Origin of the sequence: Micromonospora sp. NPDC047548, assembly GCF_040642975.1 — a bacterium.
GTDB lineage: Bacteria > Actinomycetota > Actinomycetes > Mycobacteriales > Micromonosporaceae > Micromonospora.
The window spans coordinates 80,014-103,670 of sequence record NZ_JBEYTI010000015.1 but is presented as its reverse complement, the minus strand read 5'-3'; the positions used below and the strand labels follow the sequence as shown (position 1 = coordinate 103,670).

Here is a 23,657-nt window from a genome sequence, read left to right as displayed (position 1 = left end):
CCCGAGGTGGCCCGCAGCGCGCGGCTGCTCCTCCCGGTGGCGCCGCCGCGGGATCAGAAGTAGTCGAGCAGTTGCGCCGGTCCTCCGGCGGCCAGCAGGTCCAGGGCGCAGGGGTCGGTGCCGGTGGCGCGTAGCAGGCCGGCGTCGGCGACGGACCGGGCCGTGCTGGCGCCGCTGTAGAGCAGGGCGAAGCCGCGGATGGACAGGTGCAGGTCGGCGTCGGCGGTGACGCGGGTGAGCGTGGCGTCGCCGTCGGCGACGTCCAGCCGCCAGGTGCCGGTGTTCCAGTCGGCGAGGTCGTCGGTGAGGGTGAAGTCGACGCTGCCGCGGGCGTGGGTCGGCCAGCCGCGGGCGGCGACAGCGCGGGTCACGTCGACGGGTCGGTGCATCCACGGCTGCTGTTCGTGTTCGCGGACGGCTTCCAGTGGCAGGTGGGCGGTGACGGCGTCGCCGTCGAGCAGGCGCAGCCGCAGGGTGGGGGTGACGCTGTGCCAGCTGGCGAGGACGCCGGTGAGTTCCCGGGTGGCGTCGGCGGTGGTGGCGAGGGCGTCGTGGACGGTGAGGACGGCGTCGTCGCCGTAGCCGCGGCCGCGGTCCCAGCTGGCGTAGCCGACGAGGTGCCCGTCGTCCTCGACGAGGGTGAGGCCGTCGAAGGGCAGGGTGTCAGCGGTGGTGTGGCGGTCGAAGAGGTCACCGCGGCGGGTGAGCAGTCCGCGCCGGTCCCGGGCGAGGCGTTCGTAGAGGCCGACGACGGCGGGCATGTCTGCCGGTGTGCCGGCGCGGACGGTGAGGTGCGGGGCCGGCCGGTGCCGGGGCAGCGCCACCGTGGGCAGGTCGACGGTGCGCATCACCCCGGCGACGTCCCAGCCGCAGGCGCGGTAGGGGGCGGTGACGGTGGGGAACAGCGCGCTGATCGCGGCGCCACGCTCGTGGGCGCCGCGCAGCAGGCCGGTGAGCAGGGCGCGGGCCACGCCACGGCCGCGGGCCTCGGGGGCGACAGCGACGCCGCCGACGTCGGCGGCGGGCAGGGCCCGCCCGGACCACCACTGTTGGTGGTGCAGGTCGACGGCTTTGCCGAGGAGCCGGCCGGCGTGGTCGAAGGCGCCGTAGCGGGTCATGCCGGGCACCGCGACGGTGGCCTGTGGTGCCCGCTGCGGGTCGGACCCGAAGGCGTGCCGGCCGAGGTTCCAGGCGTCGGTGAGGTCGTCGGCGGTGAGCTCACGGACGTGCGGGGTGGTGGCCATCGGCCCACCTTAGCGGCGCGGATCTTGCCGGTGGACGGATTTTCGCGGGGGCGCCGGCGGTGGGCCGAAACACCGACGCGGGGCCGGTGCGACTCCTCGCCCCGGCCCCGCCTCCCGCGCCTCGCAGGTCGTCAGTGTTGCGGAATGTTCTTTACCCCGATCCGCTTGCGGAACACCCAGTACGTCCAACCCTGGTAGGCCAGCACGATCGGGGTGAAGATCACCGCCACCCAGGTCATGATCTTGAGGGTGTAGGGGGTGGAGGCGGCGTTGGTGGCGGTGAGCGTGCCGGCGGCGTCCAGGGTGGACGGCAGCACGTTCGGGAACAGCGCGGCGAACAGGGTCGCCACGGCCAGAGCAATCGCCACGGCGGTGCCGGTGAACGCCCAGCCCTCCCGGCGTACCCGGGCGGCGGCGAGCGCGCCGATCAGGGCCAGCGCCGCGCCGACGGCGAACACGACGGCGGCCGCGCTGGAGCGGATGGTCAGCGTCCAGGCCAGGAACGCCGTCGCGGCCACCGCGGTGCCCACGCCCAGGCGCACGGCGAGGGCGCCGGCCCGCTCCCGGATCTCGCCGGTGGTCTTCAGGGCGATGAACACGGCGCCGTGGGTGAGGAACAGCGCCGCGGTGGTCACCCCGCCGAGCAGCGCGTACGGGTGGAGCAGGTCGACCAGGCCGCCGACGTACTCGTGGTCGGCGTCCAGCGGCACGCCGCGCAGGATGTTGGCGAAGGCCACGCCCCACAGCACCGCGGGCACGACGGAGCCGACGAAGATCGCGGTGTCCCAGCGGCGCTTCCAGGACGCCTCGGGGCGCTTGTGCCGGTATTCGAAGGCCACGCCGCGGGCGATCAGGGCGAGCAGGATCAGCAGCAGCGGCAGGTAGAAGCCGGAGAAGAGGGTGGCGTACCACTCGGGGAAGGCGGCGAACATGGCGCCGCCGGCGGTGATCAGCCAGACCTCGTTGCCGTCCCAGACCGGGCCGATGGTGTTGATCAGGACGCGGCGTTCCCGGTCGTCGCGGCCGAGGACGGGCAGCAGCATGCCGACGCCGAAGTCGAAGCCTTCGAGGATGAAGTAGCCGGTGAAGAGCACGGCGACGAGGAGAAACCAGACGGTCGTCAGTTCCACGGTGGGCTCCGGGTCAGTAGGCGAAGGCGAGCGGGCGCTCGGCGTCGTCGGTGTCGTCGGATTCGGGCGCCGGGGTGAGGTCGGGCACGCCGGCGCGGGCGTAGCGGACCAGCAGCTTGAACTCCACGACGGCGAGGGCGGCGTAGATGAGCGTGAAGGCGGCGAACGAGGTGAGCACCTCGGTCAGCGAGACGCTGCGGGACACGCCGTCGCGGGTGAGCATCTCGCCGAAGACGATCCAGGGCTGGCGGCCCATCTCGGTGAAGATCCAGCCGAAGGAGTTGGCGAGCAGGGGAAGCGCCGGCATGACCAGGCCGGCGCGCAGCAGCCACCGGCTGCGGGGGGTACGGCCCTTGCGCTGGGCCCAGAGCACCAGCAGGGCGATCGCGGCGGCGGCCATCCCGAAGGCGATCATGAACCGGAAGCTCCAGTAGGTGACCGGGATGATCGGGGTGTAGCTGCCGGCGCCGTACTGGCTGGCGTACTGGGCCTGCAGGTCGTTGATGCCGTGGACGGTGCCGTTGGGGTCGCCGGTGCCCAGGTACGACAGCAGGTACGGGATCTTGATGGCGAACAGCTCGCGGGTGCCGTCGAGGCTGCCGATGGTGAGCACGGAGAACGAGGCGGGGCTCTCGGTGGTGTAGAGGCCCTCGGCAGCGGCCATCTTCATCGGCTGCACCTGCGTCATGATCTTGCCCTGGATGTCGCCGGTGATCACCACCAGCGTGGCGGAGACCAGCACCACCCAGGCGCCGAACTTCGTGGCGAACCGGTACGCGCCGGTGTCGGCGCTGCCGCGGTTGCGCATCACGTGCCAGAGGCCGACGGTGACGACCAGCGAGCCGGCGACCAGGAACGCGCCGGCCAGGGTGTGCGGGAAGGTGATCAGCGCGACCTTGTTGGTCAGCACGGCGACGAAGTCGGTGAGTTCCGCGCGGCCGGTGTCGGGGTTGATCCGGTAGCCCACCGGGTTCTGCATGAACGAGTTCGCGGCGAGGATGAAGTAGGCGCTGAGGTTGGTGCCGATCGCGGCGGCCCAGATGCTGGCCAGGTGCAGGCGCTTGGGCAGCCGGTCCCAGCCGAAGATCCACAGGCCGATGAAGGTCGACTCCAGGAAGAACGCGACCAGGGCCTCGATGGCCAGGGGGGCGCCGAAGATGTCGCCGACGAAGCGGGAATAGTCGCTCCAGTTCATGCCGAACTGGAACTCCTGCACGATGCCGGTGACCACGCCCATCGCGAAGTTGATCAGGAAGAGCTTGCCGTAGAACTTGGTGAGCTTGAGGTACCGCTCGTTGCCGGTGCGGTGCCACATCGTCTGGAGGATGGCCACCAGGACGGACAGGCCGATGGTCAGCGGCACGAATAGGAAGTGGTAGACGGTGGTGACACCGAACTGCCAGCGGGCGACGTCCAACGCGTCCACCAATAACCCCCAGCTTTTCATACTACGAGACGTAGTAGATACTACTGCTCGTCGTAGAGATGGGGCAGGGCCGGGGGTCCCGAGCCGGCCCGGGACCAATGACCCTGATCACCTCTGCCGTACGGCCCGGGGTCGCGCCCCGCCGGCACCCGCCCGCGTGCGACCATCCAGCACTGATGGACACCCCGACCGCCCCCTGGCGGCCGCCGCTGTTCTGGCGCGCCGCGCAGGTCCTCGCCCGCCTCGTCGTCGCCCTGCTGGCCCGGCTGGAGGTCAGCGGCGACGTGCCGGCCCACCTGCGGCGAGGCCCGCTGATCCTGGCCGCCAACCACATCAGCCCGTTCGACCCGATCGTCCTCGCCGCGGCCTGCCGGGCCCGTGGGGTCGCGCCCCGGATCATGGCCACCGGCGGGCTCTTCCGCGCCCCCGTCGTCGGGGCGCTGATGCGCCACGCCGGGCACCTGCGCGTCGACCGGGGCACAGCCGCCGTACACCGGGCCCTCGACGACGCCGCTGCGGCCGTCGCCCGCGGCTCGGTGGTGCTGGTCTATCCCGAGGGTCGCATCGGCCTGGACCCGGGCCTGTGGCCCGAACGCGGCAAGACCGGCGCCGCCCGGCTCGCCCTGGCCTGTGGGGCCCCCGTCGTCCCGGTCGCCCAGTGGGGCTCGCACGAGGTGCTGCCCTACCGGGCGCCCAGGGGAATGCTGCGCGGCATCGCCCGGTCGGTGCTGCGCCGCCCGGTGATCCGGGTGCGCTTCGGCGAGCCGCTCGGCCTGCATGACCTGGCCCACGGCACGCCCGGCGCCGCCCGCCTGGGCACCGACCGGATCATCGACGCGATCACCGACACCCTGGCGCCGCTGCGCCCCGACGAGCCGGACCGGCCCCGGCACGTCGACCCGGGCCGCCCCGTCGACACCAGCCGTGCGCACCGCCGCCGCCCGCCGGGCTGACCCCGCTCGACCCGCGCCGGCCGGCTGCGCGCCGCCGCGCCGGGTAGGCCAGGTCGGTGACGAACAGGATGCTGGGCCGCACGTGCGTCTCCCCGGGTCGCGCCGGTCGCGGCGGTCGCGCCACGACGGGGAGGGGGGCACCATACCGGGCGCCGGTGGGGCGACATCGAGTGATCGCCGGCCGGTCACCGGGACGCCACCGGCGCGGGGCATACTGCGCGGCGTGCTGACCCGATCCGGCTACCTCGACGCGCCCGCGCCGCTGGCCTTCGCCCACCGCGGCGGCGCCGCCGAGGGCGACGAGAACACCGTCGAGGCGTTCGCCCGAGCCGTCGGCCTCGGCTACCGGTACGTGGAGACCGACGTGCATGGCACCGCCGACGGGGTGGCCGTGGTCTTCCACGACGCCACCCTGGAGCGGGTCACCGGCGAGCGGGGACGCATCGCCGACCTGCGCTGGGCCGACCTGGCCTCGGTACGCGTCGGCGGGGCCGCGGTCGTACCCCGGCTCGACGAGGTCCTGGCCGCCTGGCCGCTGGTGCGGTTCAACATCGACGTGAAGGCCGATGGGGGCGTCGCGCCGACGGTGGCCACGGTGACCCGGGCGGGCGCCGCCGACCGGGTGCTGCTGGCCTCGTTCAGCGACGCCCGGCTGACCCGGCTGCGGGCGTTGACCGAAGGGCGGGTCGCCACCAGCCTCGGCATGCGCGGGGTGGCCCGACTGCGGCTGGCGTCGCTGCACGGGTGGCGGCTGCGGCTGCCGCCGTCGGTGGTGGCGGCGCAGGTGCCGCCGCGCTACGGCCGGGTGCCGGTGGTGGACCGCCGGTTCCTCGCCTACTGCCACCGGTTGGGCTTGCAGGTGCACGTCTGGACGATCGACGAACCTGCCGAGATGCACGACTTACTTGATCTTGGTGTGGATGGCATCATGACCGATCACGTCGGCCTGCTGCGCGACGTATATCGCAGCCGCGGCCACTGGGCCGCCTGAGAACCGGCGGAGGAAACCCGATGGCCGAGATCGTCACCCCAGCGGTGCAGGACCCACCGCCGACGAGCACCCGCCGTGAACGCCGCGGCTGGTACCTCTACGACTGGGCCAATTCTGCGTTCCAGACCACCGTCATCACGGTCTTCCTCGGCCCGTTCCTCACCACCGTCACCGAGTTGGCGGCCGGCTGCGAACTCGGCGCGGACAGCTGCGACGGGTACGTGCACCCACTGGGCATCCGGGTCGCCGCCGGCTCCTACTACCCGTACCTGATCTCGCTGTCGGTGTTCCTCACCGTCTTCGTGCTGCCGGTGGTCGGGGCGGTCGCCGACCGGTCGACGCACAAGAAGCGGCTGCTCGCCGGCGCGGCGTTCACCGGCGCGGGGGCGACCATCGCGATGGCCTTCGTTACCGGCGAGCGGTACCTGCTCGGCGGCGCGCTGTTCCTCGTCGCCAACATCGCCTTCGGTGCGGCCATCGTCGTCTACAACTCGTTCCTGCCGCAGCTCGGCGGCCCCGACGAACGCGACACCATCTCCAGCCGCGGCTGGGCCATCGGCTACCTCGGCGGCGGGCTGCTGCTCGCGTTGAACCTGGTCGCGGTCACCCTACTCAGCGAGGAGGGCAACCCGCAGCGCACCCTCGACCTGGCCCGCTGGTCCATCGTGTCCGCCGGCGTCTGGTGGGCGGCGTTCACCCTGGCGCCGCTGCGCTGGCTGCGGGAACACCCGACCGCCGCGGCGCTGGCCGGCGGCGGCAACGTGCTCACCGACGGCTTCCGCCAGCTCGGCCGCACCCTGCGTGAGATCAAGGCGTACCCGCTGACGCTGTTCTTCCTGCTCGCCTTCCTGGTCTACAACGACGGCATCCAGACGGTGATCACGCTGGCCAGCCAGTACGGCACCGAGGAGCTGAAGCTGGAGCAGGACACCCTGATCGTGACGATCCTGCTGGTGCAGTTCCTCGCCTTCGGCGGGGCGCTCGCCCTGGGCGCGCTGGCCCGGCGCATCGGCGCGTGGAAGACGGTGCTGCTGTCCCTGGTGCTGTGGACCGGTGTGATCATCGCCGCGTTCCGGCTGCCCGCCGAGGCGCCGCTGCCGTTCATGGTCCTCGGCGGGGCGATCGGCCTGGTCCTCGGTGGCAGCCAGGCGCTGAGCCGGTCGCTGTTCAGCCAGCTCATCCCGGCCGGCAAGGAGGGCGAGTACTACGGCTTCTACGAGATCAGCGACAAGGGCACCAGCTGGCTCGGGCCGCTCGCCTTCGGCCTGGTGTTCCAGCTCACCGCCTCCTACCGGGTGGGCCTGGTCTCACTGCTGATCTTCTTCGTGCTGGGCTTCGCGCTGCTGGCCGCCGTGCCGATCCGCCGGGCCATCGTCGCCGCCGGCAACACCCCGCCCCGGGTGCTGTGAGCGACCTGGTCCATCAACCCGATCGGGCCGGATCGATGGACTAGGCTGCCCGGACGTGACCGACGACGACGCTGCCGCCCCGACCTGCCTGGCCCGCCCGCTCCCGGGCCCGGACGACCGCTGGACCGGCTGCGCCGCCTCCCGCGGCGTCGACGGGCGGCCGCTGCACGCCGCCGCGCTGAAGTTCTTCTGGGGGCCGATGGACTGCGGCAAGTCCACCATGGCGTTGCAGATGAACTACAACCACGCCCGGCAGGGCCGCCGCGGCCTGGTCACCACCCGCATCGACCGGTCGCTGGGCCCGCAGGTCACCAGCCGCATCGGCCTGGCCCACTCCGCCATCGAGGTCACCGATGAGCTGGACCTGCGGACGCTGGTCCGCGACACCTGGGCCGAGGGGGTACGCGTCGACTACCTGATCTGCGACGAGGCGTCCTTCTACGATGTGGCGCACGTGGAGCAGATGGCCGAGCTGGTCGACGGCTACGACGTCGACGTGTACGCCTTCGGCCTGGCCACCGACTTCCGGTCCTGCCTCTTCCCCGCCGCGCAGCGGCTGTTCGAGCTGGCCGACGAGGTGGCCCGGATCCAGATCGAGGTGCTCTGCTGGTGCGGCCGGGAGGGCCTGCTCAACGCCCGGGTGGCCGACGGGCGGGTGGCCCGCGAGGGCGAGCAGGTCGTCATCGGCGACACCGTGGACTCCGCCGAGGTGCGCTACCAGGTGCTCTGCCGGCGGCACTACCGCTCCGGCGACCTCGGCCCGCGCTCCTAGAACGGATCCCCGCAGACCCGCCACTTGCCGCTGTCCTTCACCACCGTCAGCCGGCGTTCCTCGCTGGCCCCGCCGTCACGGGTGAGGCGGACGGCCACCTCGCCGGTCGGGCGGCCGGCCTTCGTGCGCACCGACACGTCCACGATCTCATAGCCGGTGACCACCGGCGGCGTCTTCACCCAGCTGGCGAAGCCCACCTCGCTCCACTTCTTGCGGGCCTGCGCGCAGAGCCGGCCGTACGCCCGCTCGACGTCGCCGGCGGACAGCTCCCGGAGGAACCCGTCGGCGGTCTCCCGCACCGGGCCGCCGGCCTGGGTCACCACCTGCACGTTCCAGGCGCCCAGCCCGGCCACCCCCACCAGGCACAGGATCATCGTCAGGCCGCCCAGCATCAGACCGGAGCGCACCGGCCGGCGGGGCCGGGCCGGTCGGGTCCACGCCTGCTGACCGCCCATCACTGCGACCGTATGCGCACGCCGCCCGCGCGCGCAGGAACATCGCCCCTGTCGCGCCCGGCACGGCATCGTCTACCGTCGGCGCAACCTGAGAAGGAGCCGTCGATGAGCCGATACGTGCAGCCGGTACCGACCCCCGACGACCCGTACACCGGCGACGCGCTGCTGCGATCCTGGCTGGAACGCCACCTCGGCCCGGCCGGACACGCCGCCGCGAAGGGCCGGCTGGCCGACCTGGCCGCCGACGTCACCGGGCCGCTGCGGGCCGCGCACGCCGACGCCGAGGCGCACCCGCCCACCCTGGTCCGCTACGACGCGTGGGGCGCCCGCGTCGACCGGGTCCAGACCTCCGTCGGCTGGCAGGCCCAGCGCGCCGCCGCCGCCCGGCACGCCGTGGTCGCGCTGCCCTACCTGGAGTCGGCGCGCGGCACGTGGGGGGCGGCGGCCCGGGTCGTCCAGCACGCCCTGCTGCACCTTTACGGGCCGGAGTCGGCGACCTTCTCCTGCCCGGTGGCGATGGCCGACGGCGCGGCGGCGCTGCTCAGCCTCCCCGAGGTCGACCCGGGCGTACGGGACGCCTGGCTGCCCCGGCTGACCTCCACCGACCCAGACACGGCGATCGTCAGCGGGCAGTGGATGACCGAGTCGCAGGGCGGCTCCGACCTGTCCCGCTCGAGCACCACCGGCCGTCCCGCGGCCGACGGGTCGTGGCGGCTGAGCGGGGAGAAGTGGTTCTGCTCGGCCGCCGACGCGCCGATGGCGGTCGCGCTGGCCCGCCCCGAGGGCGCCGGCCGGGGCAGCCGGGTGCTCGCCCCGTTCCTGGTGCCCCGCTACGCCGCCGACTCCCCCCTCGCGGGGGCCACCACCGCGCCGGACGCGCCGGCGCCCGGCGTCACCGTGCACCGACTCAAGGACAAGCTCGGCACCTGGGCGCTGCCCACCGCCGAGATCGGGCTGCGGGACGCGTACGCGCTGCCGCTGGGCGATCCGGCGGCGCCCGGCCTGGTCCGGGCGATGACCCTGGTGGTGGTGACCCGGGTGCACAACGCCTCCGCCGCCGCCGGCGGCATGCGTCGCGGTCTGGCCTACGCCCGGGCGTACGCGCAGGCCCGGCACGTCGCCGGGGGGCCGCTGTCGGCAAATCCGCTGCACCGGGCCACCCTCGGCGCGCTCGCCGTCGACGCGGCCGGCGCGTTCGCCCTGGCCGGGCACGCGTTCGCGCTGCTCGGCCGGGTCGAGATGGGCGCCGACCCGCAGGCCGCCGCCGAGCTACGGGTGGTGGCGCCGCTGGCCAAGCTGGCCACCGGCCGGCTCGCCGTCTCCGCCGCCGGCGAGTACGTGGAAGCGTTCGGCGGCGCCGGCTACGTGGAGAACACCGGGGTGCCCCGGCTGCTGCGCGACGCGCAGGTGCTGCCGATCTGGGAGGGCACCACCAACGTGCTCTCCCTGGACGTGCTGCGCGCGGTGACCCGCGAGGACGCCGGCGCCCCGCTGCTGCGTCGGCTCGCCGACGCCACCGACCTGGCCCGCCGGCTGTCCCCGGCGCTCGCCGACACCCTCGCCGCGGTCACCGACGAGCTGCGCGACACGCTCGCCGAGATCGCCGCCGACCCCGCCGCGGTCGCGGTGGTGGCCGGCGCGCGCGGGCTGGCCCTGCGGATGGCGTACGCCCTGACCACGGCGCTGCTGGTCGAGCACGCCGGGTGGGGCGACGAGCAGGCCGAGCTGGCCGCCCGGCTCTGGGCGCGGCGCTGGCTGCGGCACGAGGACATCGCCGCCGACGCCCACCAGCACCTCGAACTGCTCTGCTGAGGGTTGCTGCCCGAGTTGAGGGTTGAGCCGGTCCGCGAGCGCGACGTCCGGCTCAAGTCTCACAAGGAGCTTCAATGAAAAAATTGAAGCATGGACACGGACGACATGAAGCGGCACATCAGCGACTCGTTCGAGGGGGTCGCCGCCGTGGACGGCGGCGACGACACGTACTTCGTCTACGACCCGCTCGGTGACCTTCCCGCCGATCGGTGGCTGCCGTTCGCCACGATCGTGACCGGCGACCACCACGACACCGCCTCCGCGCTGGACCGGCCGGGCGCGTGGCGGCTCAACATCGGGCTGACCAGGGCGAGGTACGCGTCGGTGTTCGCGACGGCGCCGGCCGGTGGCGCGCCCGTCGACCACACCGTGACGGACACCCTGCTGCCGCACCCGGTCTACGCCCCGCAGCACTGGGTGTGCGTGGTCAACCCGGGCCCGGCGACCCGGGAGCTGGTCGGGGAGTTGCTGGCCGACGCGTACGGCTTCGCCGTCCGCAAGCATCTCAACCAGCGCCGCCGCCGTCCCGGATCCGCCGACTGAACCTGCCAGAAGGTGTCAGGTACCTGGGGCAGGCTGCCGGTCATGACAGTCACCGCCGACCTCGCCATGGTCAACCTGGACAGCTCCGACCCGGCCGCGCACGTGGACTTCTACCACCGCGTGCTCGGCTGGAAGATCCCCCACAGGGAAGACGCGTACGCCATGATCAGCAGCCCCGACGGCGTCGCGATCGGTTTCGGGAAGGTGGACGGTTTCGTCCCGCCGCGCTGGCCCGACGAGACCTCCGCCAAGCGCTACCACCTCGACCTGCACGTCGACGACCTGGACGTCGCGGAGAAGGAGTTCGTGGCGGCGGGCGCGACGAAGCCCGAGTTCCAGCCCGGCGACGGGCGCTGGGTGGTGCTGCTCGACCCGATCGGCCAGCCGTTCTGCATCTGCCCCCGCCCGCGGGGCTGACGGCTTCGTCACCGCTGCGCCGGGACGGCCAGCCACCCGGGTGGCTGGCCGTCCCGCCGCCGCCAGCATCGGAGTGGGTGCTCACTCCGTCAACGGCTTTCAGCTGCGGCGGCGGGCCCGGGCCGCCCAGATCGTGTACGCCGGGTCGCGGTCGAGGTTGTGCCGGTCCCGGTCGTAGCGGCGGGTGGTGCGCGGGTCGGCGTGCCCCATCGCGTCCTGCACGTCCTCCAGCGGGACGCCCTCGGAGCGGGCGGTGGTGGCGAAGGCGTGCCGCAGCGAGTGCGGCGACAACTTCGCGGCCGCCGGGATGCCGGCGGCCTGGGCCAGGCGACGGACCAGCCGGAACACCGAGTGCCGGTCCAGTCGACCGCCGGTGGCGGTGACCAGCAGCGGGCCGGTCAGCTCCGGCACGCCCACCCCCTGCGCGGCGGCCCGGTCGGTCAGGTACGCGTCGACGGCGTACGCGGTGCCCGGGGTCAGCGCCCGGCGGCGTGGCTTGCCGCCCTTGCCGACGAACCGCACGCTGCGGTGTCCCCGTTCCGCGCCCAGGTCGTCCAGGTTGAGCGAGACCAGTTCCCCCACCCGCAGCCCGAGGTCGGCGAGCAGGGCGATGGCGGCCCGGTTGCGGGCGGCGGTCGGGCCGGTGTCGGTGTCAGCGGCGGCCAGCAGCGCGTCCACCTCCTCGGGGGTCAGCCCGACGGTGGCCGAGTGGTCCCGGTCGACGCGTGGCCGGTCGGCGCCGGAAACCGGGTTTGCCTCGACCGCCCGCAGCTTGACCAGGAACTCGTACCAGCTGGAGAGCGCGGAGAGCTTGCGGGCCACGGTCGCCGGGGTGAGCGGCCGGCGGGTCCGCGCGCCCAGGGTGGCCTCCAGGTCGCGGGCGTATGCGTTGACGTCGAGGAAGTTGGCCAGCAGCGGGTCCAGCTCGCGGCCGGCGCACCAGGCCAGCCAGCCGGCGATGTCCCGCCGGTACGCGACGCGGGTGTGTTCCGACAGTCGTCGGTTGCGCAGCCACGCCTCGGTGAAGTCGACCGGCCCGGTCGGCAGGGCGGGTCGGGCCGAGGCGCGGGGCAGGACCGGGAAGTCGGGACGCAGCATGTGAAAAAGGCTCTCAGTCCCGGCAGGGAATGACCACGAGGCGCGCCCGAGCGGATTGCCGCCGCGCGCTACCGTCGTCGGGTGCGTGCCAGCCGGCTGGTCTCCCTGTTGCTGCTCCTGCAGGCCCGGGGGCGGATGACCGCCCAGGAACTCGCCGACGCGCTGGAGGTCTCGGTCCGTACCGTCTACCGGGACGTCGAGGCGCTCGGCACCGCCGGCGTCCCGGTGTACGCCGACCGGGGCCCGGCCGGCGGCTACCGGCTGCTTGGCGGCTACCGCACCCGGCTGACCGGGCTGACCTCCGACGAGGCCGCGGCGCTGTTCCTGGCCGGGGTTCCCGGACCGGCCGCGGAACTGGGCCTCGGCGCGGTCCTCACCGCCGCGGAGTTGAAGCTGCGCGCCGCCCTGCCGGCGGACCTGGCCGACCAGGGCGACCGGATCCGGCAGCGGTTCCACCTCGACGCGCCCGGCTGGTTCCGGGACCCGGAGCCCACCCCGCACCTGACGGCGCTGGCCGACGCGATCTGGGAGGACCGCCTGGTCGAGATCCGCTACCAGCGGTGGAAGCGCCCCCGCGAGGTGAGCCGGGTGCTGGCTCCGCTGGGCGTGGTGCTCAAGGCCGGCCGCTGGTATCTGGCGGCCCGCGCCGGGGAGCAGGTCCGCACCTACCGGGTCGGGGCCATCCTGGAGCTGACCGTGCGCGACGAACGGTTCGACCGGCCCGCCGACTTCGACCTGGTCGCCTTCTGGCGGGAGTGGACCGACCGGTACGAGCACGGCGTTTACCGCGACGAGGCGCGGGTACGGGTCACCGCCGCCGCGCTGGAGTTCATGGCGTACGTCTTCCCGCCCGCGATGAGCCGGGCGGCCCGGGCGGCGGCGGGCGACCCGGACGCCCACGGCTGGCTGGTCACGACGGTGCCGATCGAGTCGGTGCGGCACGGGCACACCCAACTGCTCAAGCTGGGCGCGCAGGTGGAGGTGCTCGCCCCGGCCGAGTTACGGCAGCTGATGGCGGCCAGCGCCCACGCGATGGCCGCCATCTACCCAGTACCGGTGGGAGCACCGGCCCCTCCGGCCGGCGACCCGCCCGTCACGCGGTGAGCTGCCGGTGCCCGTTGCTTCCGGCAGCGACGGTGACGCGCTGCGGCGTCACCGTCGCAGGACCTTCCCGAACCACTGCTCGGCGCAGGCGTCGTCGTTCGGGCCCGCTCAGCCGGTGGTCACTTCGGCATGCAGGGAGACCCGCCGCAGCAGGTCGGCCAGGAGCCGACGCTCGTCCGGGGTGAGCACGCCGAGCAGCCGGTGCTCCTCGTGGCCGATCACTTCGATCGCCGAGTGCCAGGCCGCGTGTCCGGTGTCGGTGAGCTCCACGTCGACCCGCCGCCGGTCGACGGTGGACGGGATGCGTCGCACGAAACCGCGCCGGACCAGGGCGTCGACCCGGGCGGTCACCGAGGCGGGCGCCATCGCCAGGTCGTCGGCCAACTCGGTGGGGGTGGCCCGGCCGCGCCGCCCGGCCAGGGCGTGCAGCGTGTCGTACTCGTGCGCGGGCAGGCCGAGGTCGGCGAGGGAGCGGTCCTTGACCGCGCGCAGGTGCCGGGTGAAGCCGGACATCCGGGTGACCGCGCCCTCGACGTCGGGGTCGAGCTCCGGCAGCACGGGCAGCCACCGCTCGATGTGCCGATCGGTGCGGTCGGGTCCGGTCATGCCGCCACTGTACGTCGACAGCAAAATATTCGTTGACGAAATGTTCGGTGTCGAAATAGCTTGTCGGGGTGACCCATCCCCTCCGCGTACGCGCCTTCCGGCTGCTGTTCCTCGGCCGTACCGTCTCCTCCCTGGGCGACGCCGTCGTGCCGGCCGCCCTCGCCCTGGCGGTGCTCCGGGCGACCGGCTCCACCGGCTCGCTGGCCCTGGTGCTGGCCTGCGCGATGGTCCCCCGGCTGCTCCTGCTGCCCCTGGGCGGCGTGGTCGCCGACCGGTTCCACGCCAAACGGGTCGCCGTGGCCACCGACCTGGCGCGCTGCGCCGCCCAACTGATGGTCGGGGTGGAACTGCTCGGCGACGCCCCGTCGCTGACCCACGTGGCGGTGGCCTCCGCGATCGGCGGCGCCGCCTCCGCCTTCGCCATCCCCACCGCCGCACCGCTGGTCGCCGGCACCGTCGAGGCCGACGGACGGCAGCGCGCCAACGCCCTGCTGGGGGTCACCGCCAACGCCAGCCGGCTCGCCGGCCCCGCCCTGGCCGGCCTGCTCATCTGGGCCGCCGGCCCCGGCTGGGCGTTCGTCCTCGACGGGATCTCCTTCGCCGTGAGCGCCCTGCTGCTGGCCGCGGTCCGGGTCCGGCACGTGCCGGTACCCAGCCGCTCCCTCGGCGCCGACCTGGCACACGGCTGGCGGGAGGTGCGCGGCCGCGACTGGTACTGGACCAGCCTGCTCGGGCACGGCGTGTGGAACGGCGCCGCCGCCGTCCTGATGACCCTCGGCCCGGCGGTCGCCGTCGACCGGCTCGGCGGAGAGGGCGTGTGGGTGCTCATGCTCCAGGGCGGCGCCGTCGGCCTGCTGGCCGGATCGCTGCTGGCCACCCGGGTCCGACCGCGCCGGCCAATCCTGGTCGGCAACCTCGCCCTGGCCACGTACGCCGTCCCGCTGGCGCTGCTGGCCGCCGCCGCACCCGCCCCGGCGGTCATCGCCGCGTACTGCCTCGCGCTGACCGCGCTGGGCTTCCTCAACCCGATCTGGGAGACCGTCGTGCAGGCACAGTTCGCGCCCCAGGTCCTCGCCCGGGTCACCTCCTACGACTGGCTGATGTCGCTGGGGGCCATGCCGATCGGCTACGCCGTCGCCCCGCTCGTCGCCGGAGCATGGGGCACACCCGCGCCGCTGGCCGGGGCGGCGGTGCTCGTCGCGCTCGCCTGCGCCGGCACCGCCGCCGTACCCGGCGTACGCCGGCTGACCTGGCCCGCCACCCCGGCGCCGCAACCGGCCAAGGAGGCGGTGGGCTGACCGGTCAGAGCGCGTGGCCGGTGGTGGCGTCCACGTGGTCCGGGACCTCGTGGTGCCGGTCCCCGACGCTGGAGGTGCCCGACGGCTCGAACATCAGGATCGACGCCCCGTCCTCCGAGGACGGCCGGTGCGGCACTCCGCGCGGCACCACGTACACCGCGCCGCGGGGCAGCACCACCGCCCGCTCGTCGTCGCCGTCGCGCAGCGCGATCCGCAGCTGTCCGTCGAGGACCAGGAAGAACTCGTCGGTATGGTCGTGGACGTGCCAGACGTGCTCCCCGGCCACCTTGGCGATCCGCACGTCGTAGTCGTTGACCCGGGTGACGATCCGCGGGCTCCACAGCTGGTCGAAGCCGGCCAGCGCGACCGCCAGGTCGATCGGCTCATCGCTCATCGGCCCATCCTGGCACCGCCGGACCCGCGACGGCGTCCCCGGTTCAGAGGAACCGGTGCATGACGTGCAGGCCGACCCGCTTCCCGCCCGGCAACGCGAACGCCTCCGGCACGGTGCCGATGACGGTGAACCCGAGCCGCCGGTACAGCTCGACCGCCCACGTGTTGGATTCGACCACGGCGTTGAACTGCATCGCCGCGTACCCCTGCCGGCGGGCCCAGTCCAGGGCGTACTCGGCCAGCGCCCGGCCGACGCCCCGGCCCCGCGCGTCGGCGGCCACCATGAAACTCGCGGTCGAGACGTGCGCGCCCGGCCCGGGCCGGTTCGGGCCCATCTTCGCCGTGCCGAGGATCCGGTCACCGTCCACCGCGACCACGGTCAGCCCCGGCGGCGCCTCCACCCACAGGCCGCGCGCCGACTCGGCGGTCAACCCCGGGTCGTACACGAAGGTGTCCCCCGCGACGACGACCTCCTCGACGATCGGCCACACCCGCGGCCAGTCGGCACCGGCGAACTCTCTGATCAGCACCGGTGCAAGCTAGCCGGGACACCGCCGGGACGCCAACCGGATCCGGTGGCGCCCGGCACCGAACCGTGACCGTTACGGGACAGCGCCCGCCGGACCCGACGGGCCACGATGGGAGCGTGGCCGTACCCGTCACCGACCGCCCCGGCGCGGCAGCTCCCGCCGGACCGCCCCCACCCGGGCCCCGCACGAAGGGACCGTGGGTGGTCGCCGGCACGGTCACGATCGTGCTGCTGGCGCTCGCCTCCCGTTACGGCTACCACCGTGACGAGCTGTACTTCCTGCTCTGCGGCCGGCACCTCGACTGGGGCTACGTCGACCAGGGTCCGCTCACCCCGGCCCTGGCCCGGGCGTTGGACACCCTCGCCCCCGGCAACCTCGTCGTCCTGCGTACCCCGTCTGCGCTCATCGCCGGAGTCGCGGTCCTGCTGGTCACGGCGCTGGCCCGCCAGTTCGGCGCCAGCCGCGGCGGGCAGCTCCTCGCCGCCGGCACCGCCGCCGTGGCCGGCATCGTCCTCGCGCCCGGGCACCTGCTCAGCACCACCACCGTCGACCTGCTGGTGTGGCTGGCCGCGGCGTACTGCGCGATCCGGGTGCTGCGCGGCGAGCCGCGCTGGGCGCTCGGCCTCGGCGCGGCGCTCGGTGTCGGGATGCTCAACAAGCTGCTGCCCGCGCTGCTCGGCGTGGGGCTGCTGGCCGGGTTGGTGATCGCCGGGCCGCGTCGGCTGCTGCGCGACCGGTGGGTGCTCGCCGGTGTCGCGCTCGCCGCGCTGCTCGCCGCACCGAACCTGGCCTGGCAGGCCGTCCACGACTTCCCGCAGCTCGCGGTCGCCTCATCCATCGCCGACGGCGACAGCTCCTACAGCGGCCGCCTCGACGCCGCCGTCCTGCAACTGCTCATCATCAGCCCGATGGCGGTGCCGATCTGGGTGGCCGGGCTGGTCGCCCTGCTGCGCCGCCCGGACTGGCGGGCCTACCGGTCGCTGGCCTGGGCCTGGCTCGTGGTGTTCGGCGTCGTGCTGGTGGCCGGCGGCAAGGGCTACTACGACGCGCCGCTGCTGCTGGTGCTCGCCGCCGCCGGCGCGGTCGTCGCCGCCCGCTGGGCCCGCACGCTGCCCCGTCGGGTGCTACTGGCCGCCGGCGGCGTCGTCGCGGTCGCCGGCAGCGCCGTGCTGCTGCTGCCCACGCTGCCCGCCGACCGGCTGCCCGGCTTCGTCGTCGAGGTCAACTACGACGCCGGGGAGACCATCGGCTGGCCGGCGTTCGCCGATTCGCTCGCCGCCGTGCACCGCGCGCTGCCGCCGGAGCAGCGTGACCGCGCGGTCATCCTCACCGGCAACTACGGCGAGGCCGGCGCCGTCGCCCGGTACGGCCCCGCCCGCGGGCTGCCGCGGGCCTACTCCGGGCACAACAGCATGGCCGGGTTCGGCCGGCCGCCGGCCGACGCCGACGTGGTGGTCGCGGTCGGCTGGGACCGCCCCGACCAGCTGCGCGGCTGGTTCCAGCAGGTCACCCTCGCCGGCCGGGTCGACCAGGCGGTCGACGTGGACAACGACGAGAACGGCGGCCCGATCTGGCTCTGCCAGGGCCTGCGGCGCCCATGGGACCAGATCTGGGACCAGGAGGTACGTCACGCCGGCTGACGTCATCGCCGCAGCACATTGGTTACAGTTCCGAGGTGATCGAAAAGGTGGGCGAACAGGTTCCGGGCACGACGAGCTCCGCCGGGCACGACGACACCCGGCTCACCTACCACCGCACCGGTGACGGCGCTCCGCTGATCTGCCTGCCCGGAGGCCCAATGTGCGCCTCCTCCTATCTGGGTGACCTGGGCGGGCTGCCGGCGTATCGGCCACTGGTGCGGCTGGACCTACGCGGCACCGGAGACTCGGCCACCCCGGCGGACCCGGCCAGCTACCGCTGTGACCGGCAGGTCGACGACGTCGAGGCGCTGCGCGTACACCTCGGCCTCGACCGGATCGACCTGCTGGCACACAGCGCCGGGGCGAACCTGGCGGTGGCGTACGGGGCCCGCCACCCCGACCGGATCGGTCGGCTGGTGCTGGTCACCCCCAGCCCCTGGGCCGTCGCCCTGGCGATCACTGCGGAGGACCGCCACGCGGTGACCCGGTCTCGTCGTGACCAGCAGTGGTACCCGCGCGCCACCGCCGCGCTCGACCGGGTGGTCGCCGGGGCCGGCTCCAGCGAGGACTGGGAGGCCATCACCCCGTTCACCTACGGGCGGTGGGACGACACAGCCCGGGCTCACGCCGCCGCCACGAACGCTGTCCGCAACGCCGACGCTGCGGCCGCCTGGGGCGCCGAGGGGGCCTTCGACCCGCCGGTCACCCGGGCTGCGCTGGCCCGTCTCGAGGCGCCGGCCCTGGTGCTGGGCGGCGACCGCGACATCAACCTCCCGCCGGGAAACGCCGCCGCGTACGCCGCGCTGTTCGCCCACGGCCGGGCGGTGGTGCAGCCCGGCGGCGGGCACTGCCCCTGGCTGGACGACCCGGCCCGGTTCACCGCCGAGGTGGCGTCCTTCCTGGGTTAGACCGCCGTCGCCACCACCACGAACTCGCCGTCGTTCCCCTCACCCACCGGCTCCCCCTGCCAGCCACCGTGGATCCGCTCCACCCGGAAGCCCGCTTCGTCGAGGGAGCCACGCAGCTCCTGCTCGGTGCGGAACCGCAGCACCGCGTCGCTGCGCAGCTCACCGTCCGGGAAGCGGAAGTGGCGGGTGAAGTGGACGACGAGGTCGTTGGCGGCGGTCACGTCCATCCAGGTCAGGACCGCATCACCGGCGGGCAGGTGGACCATCCGACGGGAGTCGATCGGATTCCACCGTTGCCAGCGCCGGTCGGCCGGGTCGCGGGAGTCGAAGAGCAGCCGGCCACCGTCGTGCAGCGAGCGGCGCAGCGCTCCGAGGAGCTGCCGCCACTCGTCGTCGTCCACGACGAACTGCGCCACGTGGCTGGTCATCAGTGCGACGTCGTACGCGCCGGCCGGCAGCAGCGCCTCTCCGCCACCCTCGATCCAGGTGACCCGGTCGGCGCCGGGCTTGGCCCGGGCCGCGTCCAGTGAGGCGCGGGCCGGGTCGACGCCGGTGACGGTGTGCCCGGCGGCGGCCAGGGCGAGCGTCAACCGGCCGGTGCCGCAGCCGAAGTCGAGCACCCGGGCGGCCGGGTCGGCGCCGACCTCGGCGAGGAAGAAGTCGTCGTCGGGGCCCCACGGGCATTCGGCGTCGTAGACCGCGACGAGCCCGGGGTCGTTGAACTCCGCGTTGCGCACCGCCGCACGCTAACCGGACGGGGCGCTCGGGACGAGGCGGTATTCGTCTCCGGTTCCACGGTGGATGCTCAGAATGTCGGCACCCATCGATACGGTGCGCACATGGTCGACAGCAGGAGGTGCAAACGGTGCCGGAAGGCGCGCAGCCCGAACCGCTCGTCGGCGCTTCCGGACAACCCACCACCTGCTGTGCTCCCTGCCTGGAGCGAGGCCGTGCGGTCAACCGCGCCGTGCGCGACCGCCTGGGGCCGTCCGCGGTACGCGCGATGAATAAGCCGGTCAAGGAGTTCGCCGCGGGTGCCTTTCACCGCCGCCGGACGCGCAGCACGCAGGTCAGCATAGGGAGGGTGAACTCGCCGTCCGCAGTCTCCGGTCTGCTCGCGAGGAAGGCGCGGATCCGGCCGAGGGTGGCCTCTTGTTCCTGTTCCGGCATGACCAGCATCCCGCCCTCGTTGCAAGTGTCGCAACGAGAGAGTCGGCGGTGCGGCGCTGCCCGTGCGGGAACTCGGCCTGCTCCGGCGAGCCGAACCGGGCAGCCACGCCGGTCTTTGGAAGGTGTGCGTCGGCCGTCTCGGCGCGCCAGCTGGTGGGCGTGTCACGCGGGCCGATGGCCGCGCTCCCGCTGACCCGCGCGAGCCCGGCAACCCAGTCGACCCGGTCGTCCATGACGTTCCACAGGCCGGCCAGGATGCCGCCGGGCACCAGGACCCTGGCGATAGTCCGGGCGGTGCTCGGCGTATGCGGTCGCCGCCCGCGCCGAACGACGAGGCGTGACGGAGCCGTTCGCCCTGTTCCACGCGATTACCCTATCGGTGCCGCGCGTACCCGGACGACAGCGTCTATCGGTCCCGCATCGCGGGGATGATCTCGTCCCGGTACGCGTCGAGCGTGCGGTCCTTGTCGTCGTGCTGCAGGCCGTGGGCGAAGCGAGCCTCTCGTCGTGGGCTCGGGACGTCAACGGTCGAAGTGCTCCGGCGGTGGCTGTCTGCGCAAAAGCCCCTGGTTGTCGGGGTCTCGGATCGCCTCGATCTGGTCCATGATCCATTGGGTGATGGGTGGGAACTTGGGGGTCGAGGAAGAACGGAACGGAATTTGGCGCTAAGCGTGGGGCTGCGGGATCCGGATCGAGGCCGTAGGTTGGGCGGCCGTGCCGGTGGAGTTCCTGACTGATGATCAAGCTGCGGGATACGGGCGGTTCACGGGTGAGCCGTCGCGGGCGGAGTTGGAGCGGTTCTTCTTCCTGGATGACACCGACCGCGGGTTGGTGGAGAAGCGGCGGGGTGAGCACAATAGGCTCGGGTTCGCGGTGCAGCTGGGGACGGCGCGCTACCTGGGTACGTTCCTGACCGACCCGATTGATGTGCCGTGGTCGGTGGTGGACTACGTGGCGGTCCAGCTCGGTGTGCCGGATCCGTCGGTGGTCAAGCGGTACACCGAGCGGGAGAAGACGGCGTACGAGCACGCGTGGGAGATCCGGGATGCGTACGGGTACCGGGACTTCTCCGACCCGGCGGCGCAGGAGCAGCTGCGGGACTTCATGGACGGCCGGGCGTGGACGCACGCCGAGGGCGCACTCGCTCTGTTCACGCAGGCCACGGCGTGGCTGCGCCGGCACCGGGTGCTGCTGCCTGGGGTAAGCACCCTCGCCAGGCTCGTGTCGCAGGTGCGCGACCAGGCCGCCGAACGGATGTACCGCTCCATGGCCGAGGCCGCGGCGTCGGCGGATGCGGAGTTGCCGTACCGGCTGCGGGACCTGCTCGCCGTGCCGGACGGGCAGCGGGTGTCCGGGCTGGAGCTGCTGCGCCGGGCCCCGACCCGCGCGCCGCACCTCTGGTATAGCGATGAGCAAGGCCCTGGACCGGGTGTCGACCGCCCTCGCCATCGGTGCCCGGACGGCACAGGTGCAAGCGATTCCGGCGAACCGGCTGGCGGCGCTGGCCCGCTACGGCCTGGCCGCGAAAGCACCGCAGTTGGGCGAGCTGGCCGAGCCGCGCAAGACCGCGACGCTGCTGGCCACCGCCCGGCACCTGGAAGCCGCCGCCGTCGACGACGCCCTGGACCTTTTCGACCTGCTGATGGCCACCAGGGTGGTCAACCCGGCCCGGCGGGCCAGCCGTGAGCAGCGCCTGGCGACGCTGCCGAGGCTGGAGCGGGCGTCGGCGCTGCTGCTGGCGGTCAACAAAGCCCTGCTCGACCTGCTCGCCGGCACCCAAGACGGGCAGGTTGAGGTGGCCGCGGCATGGGCGGCGGTCGAGCAGGTCGCCCCGCGCGAGCAGGTCGTCGCCGCAGCGGCGATGGTGGAGGATCTGCTGCCCGACGGCGACGGCGATGAGACGGCGCTGCGGGCGAACATTGCCGCCCGCTACGGGGTGGTCCGCCCGTTCGTTGAGCTTTTGGCCGAGGCACTGCCGTTGGACGCGACCCCGGCCGCGGTGCCGCTACTGAGCGAGGTGCGGCGGCTGCCCGAACTGCTGCGCCGCCGGGTGTCGCAAAAACCGCTGCAGCCGGTCGAGGTCGCCGCGGCGCTCGTGCCGCTGATGTGGCGGCCGGCGGTGTTCGCCAACCGGCGCCTGCCGGACGGGGCGGTCGACCGGGATGCCTACATGCTGTGCCTGCTGGAGCAGTTGCGTGCCGCGCTGCGCCGCCGGGACGTGTTCGCCCGACCGTCGCTGCGCTGGGCCGATCCCCGGGCACAGCTGCTCGACGGCGCGGACTGGCTGGCCGTGCGCGACGAGGTGCTCGCCGGCCTCGGGCTCGGCGAGCCGGTCGACGAGCATCTGGCCGCCTATGCTGCCACCCTGGACGCGGCGTGGCGGCTGCTTGCGCAGCGCATCGAAGAGGCCGGCCCGGACGCCAGTGTGCGGATCGTGCCCGGCGACGGCGGGCGGATGCGCCTGTCGGTGGAGAAGTTGGATGCGCTGGGCGAGCCGGCATCGCTTGTGGCGCTGCGCAAGACGGTGGCCGCGATGCTGCCCCGCATCGACCTGCCCGAACTGCTGATGGAGGTGCACTCCTGGACCGGCTGCTTCGACGAGTACGTGCACGTCGGGGACCTGTCCACCCGCATCGAGGACCTGCCGGTGACGATCGCGGCACTGCTGGTCGCCGAGGCATGCAACGTCGGCCTGACCCCGGTCGTCAAACCCGGCGAGCCGGCGCTGACCCGCGACCGGCTCTCCCACGTCGACCAGAACTACGTACGCGCCGAAACCCACGCCGCGGCCAACGCCCGGCTGATTGAGGCGCAGGCCGCCATCGAGATTGCCCAGCTGTGGGGCGGCGGTCTGCTCGCCTCCGTTGACGGGCTGCGGTTCGTGGTCCCAGTACGCACGATCAACGCTGCCCCGAGCCCGCGCTACTTCGGCCTCAAACGGGGCGGCACCTGGCTGAACGCGGTCAACGACCAGGTCGCCGGCATCGGCGCGGTGTTCGTGCCCGGCACCCGCCGTGACAGCCTGCACATCCTCGACACGCTGCTCAACCTCGACGCCGGCCCGAAACCGGAGATGGTCACCACCGACACCGCCTCCTACTCCGACATCGTGTTCGGCCTGTTTCGGCTGCTCGGGTACCGGTTCTCCCCACGGATCGCGGACATGGGCGGCACTCAGTTCTGGCGAGCCGACCCACCGGCCGGGCTGCCCGGCGACTACGGGCCACTCAATGCCGTCGCCCGGGGCAAGGTCAACCTCGACCGGGTCCGCACCCACTGGCCGGACATGCTGCGCGTAGCCGGCTCGCTCGTGACTAGCAAGGTCCGCGCCTACGACTTGATCCGAATGATCAGCCGCGACGGCAACCCGACCCCGCTCGGGCAGGCGTTCGCCGAGTACGGCCGCGTCGACAAGACCCTGCACCTGCTGGCCATGGTCGACCCGGTCGATGAGACGTACCGGCGCCGAGTCACCCGCCAGCTCAACGTCCAGGAATCCCGGCACCGGCTGGCCCGCAAAATTTTCCACGGGCAGCGCGGGGAGCTCCGCCAGGCCTACCGGGAAGGGCAGGAAGATCAGCTCGGTGCGCTCGGCCTGGTCCTCAACGCCGTGGTGCTGTGGAACACCCGCTACATCGACGCCGCGGTGCGGGCGCTACGCGCCGCCGGTCGGCCGGTCAGCGATGCTGACGCCGCCCGGCTGTCTCCGCTCGGGCACGAGCACATCAACCTGCTCGGCCGCTACGCCTTCCCCCGAC

At 73.4% G+C, this 23,657-nt stretch carries 20 protein-coding genes and 2 pseudogenes; 12 read left to right on the top strand and 10 right to left on the bottom strand.

From position 1 onward, the window contains the following. Positions 1-53 precede the first annotated feature (53 nt). The 3 genes from ABZ807_RS17810 to ABZ807_RS17800 all read right to left on the bottom strand — a co-directional run bounded on the left by ABZ807_RS17810 (position 54) and on the right by ABZ807_RS17800 (position 3,800). A complete protein-coding gene (locus ABZ807_RS17810; RefSeq protein WP_357158554.1) occupies positions 54-1,244 on the bottom strand; it encodes a GNAT family N-acetyltransferase in 1,191 nt (396 codons plus the stop codon). A gap of 131 nt (positions 1,245-1,375) precedes the next feature. Beyond that, positions 1,376-2,374 (bottom strand): cytochrome d ubiquinol oxidase subunit II, encoded by a 999-nt coding sequence (gene cydB / locus ABZ807_RS17805; protein WP_357158551.1) that lies wholly within the window; start codon positions 2,372-2,374, stop codon positions 1,376-1,378. Between the two features lie 13 nt (positions 2,375-2,387). Continuing rightward, complete coding sequence (locus ABZ807_RS17800) at positions 2,388-3,800, bottom strand: cytochrome ubiquinol oxidase subunit I (protein WP_357158548.1); 1,413 nt, start codon at positions 3,798-3,800, stop codon at positions 2,388-2,390. A gap of 176 nt (positions 3,801-3,976) precedes the next feature. On the opposite strand from ABZ807_RS17800, the gene ABZ807_RS17795 reads away from it, so the two are divergent. The 4 genes from ABZ807_RS17795 to ABZ807_RS17780 all read left to right on the top strand — a co-directional run bounded on the left by ABZ807_RS17795 (position 3,977) and on the right by ABZ807_RS17780 (position 7,925). Continuing rightward, positions 3,977-4,753 (top strand): lysophospholipid acyltransferase family protein, encoded by a 777-nt coding sequence (locus ABZ807_RS17795; protein ID WP_357158545.1) that lies wholly within the window; start codon positions 3,977-3,979, stop codon positions 4,751-4,753. Positions 4,754-4,976: 223 nt separating this feature from the next. Continuing rightward, complete coding sequence (locus tag ABZ807_RS17790) at positions 4,977-5,744, top strand: glycerophosphodiester phosphodiesterase (RefSeq protein ID WP_357158542.1); 768 nt, start codon at positions 4,977-4,979, stop codon at positions 5,742-5,744. A 20-nt stretch (positions 5,745-5,764) separates the two neighbouring features. After that, on the top strand, positions 5,765-7,153 hold the full coding sequence (locus ABZ807_RS17785; RefSeq protein ID WP_357158538.1) for an MFS transporter: 1,389 nt from the start codon (positions 5,765-5,767) through the stop codon (positions 7,151-7,153). Between the two features lie 163 nt (positions 7,154-7,316). Beyond that, complete coding sequence (locus ABZ807_RS17780) at positions 7,317-7,925, top strand: thymidine kinase (RefSeq protein ID WP_357158706.1); 609 nt, start codon at positions 7,317-7,319, stop codon at positions 7,923-7,925. Here ABZ807_RS17780 and ABZ807_RS17775 read toward each other — a convergent pair. Next, the gene (locus ABZ807_RS17775) at positions 7,922-8,380 is read right to left on the bottom strand and encodes a hypothetical protein (RefSeq protein WP_357158534.1); all 459 of its coding nucleotides are present in this window, start codon (positions 8,378-8,380) and stop codon (positions 7,922-7,924) included. The genes ABZ807_RS17780 and ABZ807_RS17775 overlap by 4 nt on opposite strands. A 105-nt stretch (positions 8,381-8,485) precedes the next feature. On the opposite strand from ABZ807_RS17775, the gene ABZ807_RS17770 reads away from it, so the two are divergent. The 3 genes from ABZ807_RS17770 (at position 8,486) to ABZ807_RS17760 (ending at position 11,152) form a co-directional block, all read left to right on the top strand. Continuing rightward, the gene (locus ABZ807_RS17770; RefSeq protein WP_357158531.1) at positions 8,486-10,192 is read left to right on the top strand and encodes an acyl-CoA dehydrogenase family protein; all 1,707 of its coding nucleotides are present in this window, start codon (positions 8,486-8,488) and stop codon (positions 10,190-10,192) included. 90 nt (positions 10,193-10,282) lie between these two features. Further along, a complete protein-coding gene (locus tag ABZ807_RS17765) occupies positions 10,283-10,735 on the top strand; it encodes a DUF6194 family protein (protein WP_357158527.1) in 453 nt (150 codons plus the stop codon). Between the two features lie 42 nt (positions 10,736-10,777). Further along, positions 10,778-11,152, top strand: coding sequence for a VOC family protein (locus ABZ807_RS17760; protein ID WP_357158524.1), 375 nt, complete (start codon positions 10,778-10,780; stop codon positions 11,150-11,152). A 99-nt stretch (positions 11,153-11,251) separates the two neighbouring features. Here ABZ807_RS17760 and ABZ807_RS17755 read toward each other — a convergent pair whose 3' ends face one another. Further along, positions 11,252-12,250: a tyrosine-type recombinase/integrase gene (locus ABZ807_RS17755; protein ID WP_357158520.1), complete on the bottom strand. Its 999-nt coding sequence runs from the start codon at positions 12,248-12,250 to the stop codon at positions 11,252-11,254. Positions 12,251-12,331: 81 nt separating this feature from the next. Here ABZ807_RS17755 and ABZ807_RS17750 point away from each other — a divergent pair, with 81 nt between their 5' ends. Further along, complete coding sequence (locus ABZ807_RS17750; protein WP_357158518.1) at positions 12,332-13,354, top strand: WYL domain-containing protein; 1,023 nt, start codon at positions 12,332-12,334, stop codon at positions 13,352-13,354. A gap of 108 nt (positions 13,355-13,462) precedes the next feature. On the opposite strand, the gene ABZ807_RS17745 is transcribed toward ABZ807_RS17750, so the two are convergent. After that, complete coding sequence (locus tag ABZ807_RS17745) at positions 13,463-13,960, bottom strand: MarR family transcriptional regulator (RefSeq protein WP_357158515.1); 498 nt, start codon at positions 13,958-13,960, stop codon at positions 13,463-13,465. 68 nt (positions 13,961-14,028) lie between these two features. On the opposite strand from ABZ807_RS17745, the gene ABZ807_RS17740 reads away from it, so the two are divergent. Further along, complete coding sequence (locus ABZ807_RS17740) at positions 14,029-15,258, top strand: MFS transporter (RefSeq protein WP_357158512.1); 1,230 nt, start codon at positions 14,029-14,031, stop codon at positions 15,256-15,258. Positions 15,259-15,262: 4 nt separating this feature from the next. On the opposite strand, the gene ABZ807_RS17735 is transcribed toward ABZ807_RS17740, so the two are convergent. Both ABZ807_RS17735 and ABZ807_RS17730 read right to left on the bottom strand, forming a co-directional pair. After that, positions 15,263-15,652 (bottom strand): cupin domain-containing protein, encoded by a 390-nt coding sequence (locus tag ABZ807_RS17735; protein ID WP_357158509.1) that lies wholly within the window; start codon positions 15,650-15,652, stop codon positions 15,263-15,265. 43 nt (positions 15,653-15,695) lie between these two features. After that, on the bottom strand, positions 15,696-16,181 hold the full coding sequence (locus ABZ807_RS17730; protein WP_357158506.1) for a GNAT family N-acetyltransferase: 486 nt from the start codon (positions 16,179-16,181) through the stop codon (positions 15,696-15,698). A gap of 116 nt (positions 16,182-16,297) precedes the next feature. On the opposite strand from ABZ807_RS17730, the gene ABZ807_RS17725 reads away from it, so the two are divergent. Next, a complete protein-coding gene (locus ABZ807_RS17725; RefSeq protein ID WP_357158503.1) occupies positions 16,298-17,821 on the top strand; it encodes a glycosyltransferase family 39 protein in 1,524 nt (507 codons plus the stop codon). Positions 17,822-17,856: 35 nt separating this feature from the next. Next, positions 17,857-18,729, top strand: a complete 873-nt coding sequence (locus tag ABZ807_RS17720) for an alpha/beta hydrolase (RefSeq protein ID WP_357158500.1) — start codon at positions 17,857-17,859, stop codon at positions 18,727-18,729. Here the strand turns inward: ABZ807_RS17720 and ABZ807_RS17715 are convergent. After that, positions 18,726-19,466, bottom strand: coding sequence for a class I SAM-dependent methyltransferase (locus ABZ807_RS17715; protein WP_357158497.1), 741 nt, complete (start codon positions 19,464-19,466; stop codon positions 18,726-18,728). The genes ABZ807_RS17720 and ABZ807_RS17715 overlap by 4 nt on opposite strands. A gap of 304 nt (positions 19,467-19,770) precedes the next feature. Next, positions 19,771-20,183 (bottom strand): annotated as a pseudogene (locus ABZ807_RS17710) (SAM-dependent methyltransferase); the annotation flags it as partial. Between the two features lie 430 nt (positions 20,184-20,613). Here ABZ807_RS17710 and ABZ807_RS17705 point away from each other — a divergent pair. Further along, positions 20,614-23,650: pseudogene (locus ABZ807_RS17705) on the top strand (Tn3 family transposase); the annotation flags it as partial. Positions 23,651-23,657 lie beyond the last annotated feature (7 nt).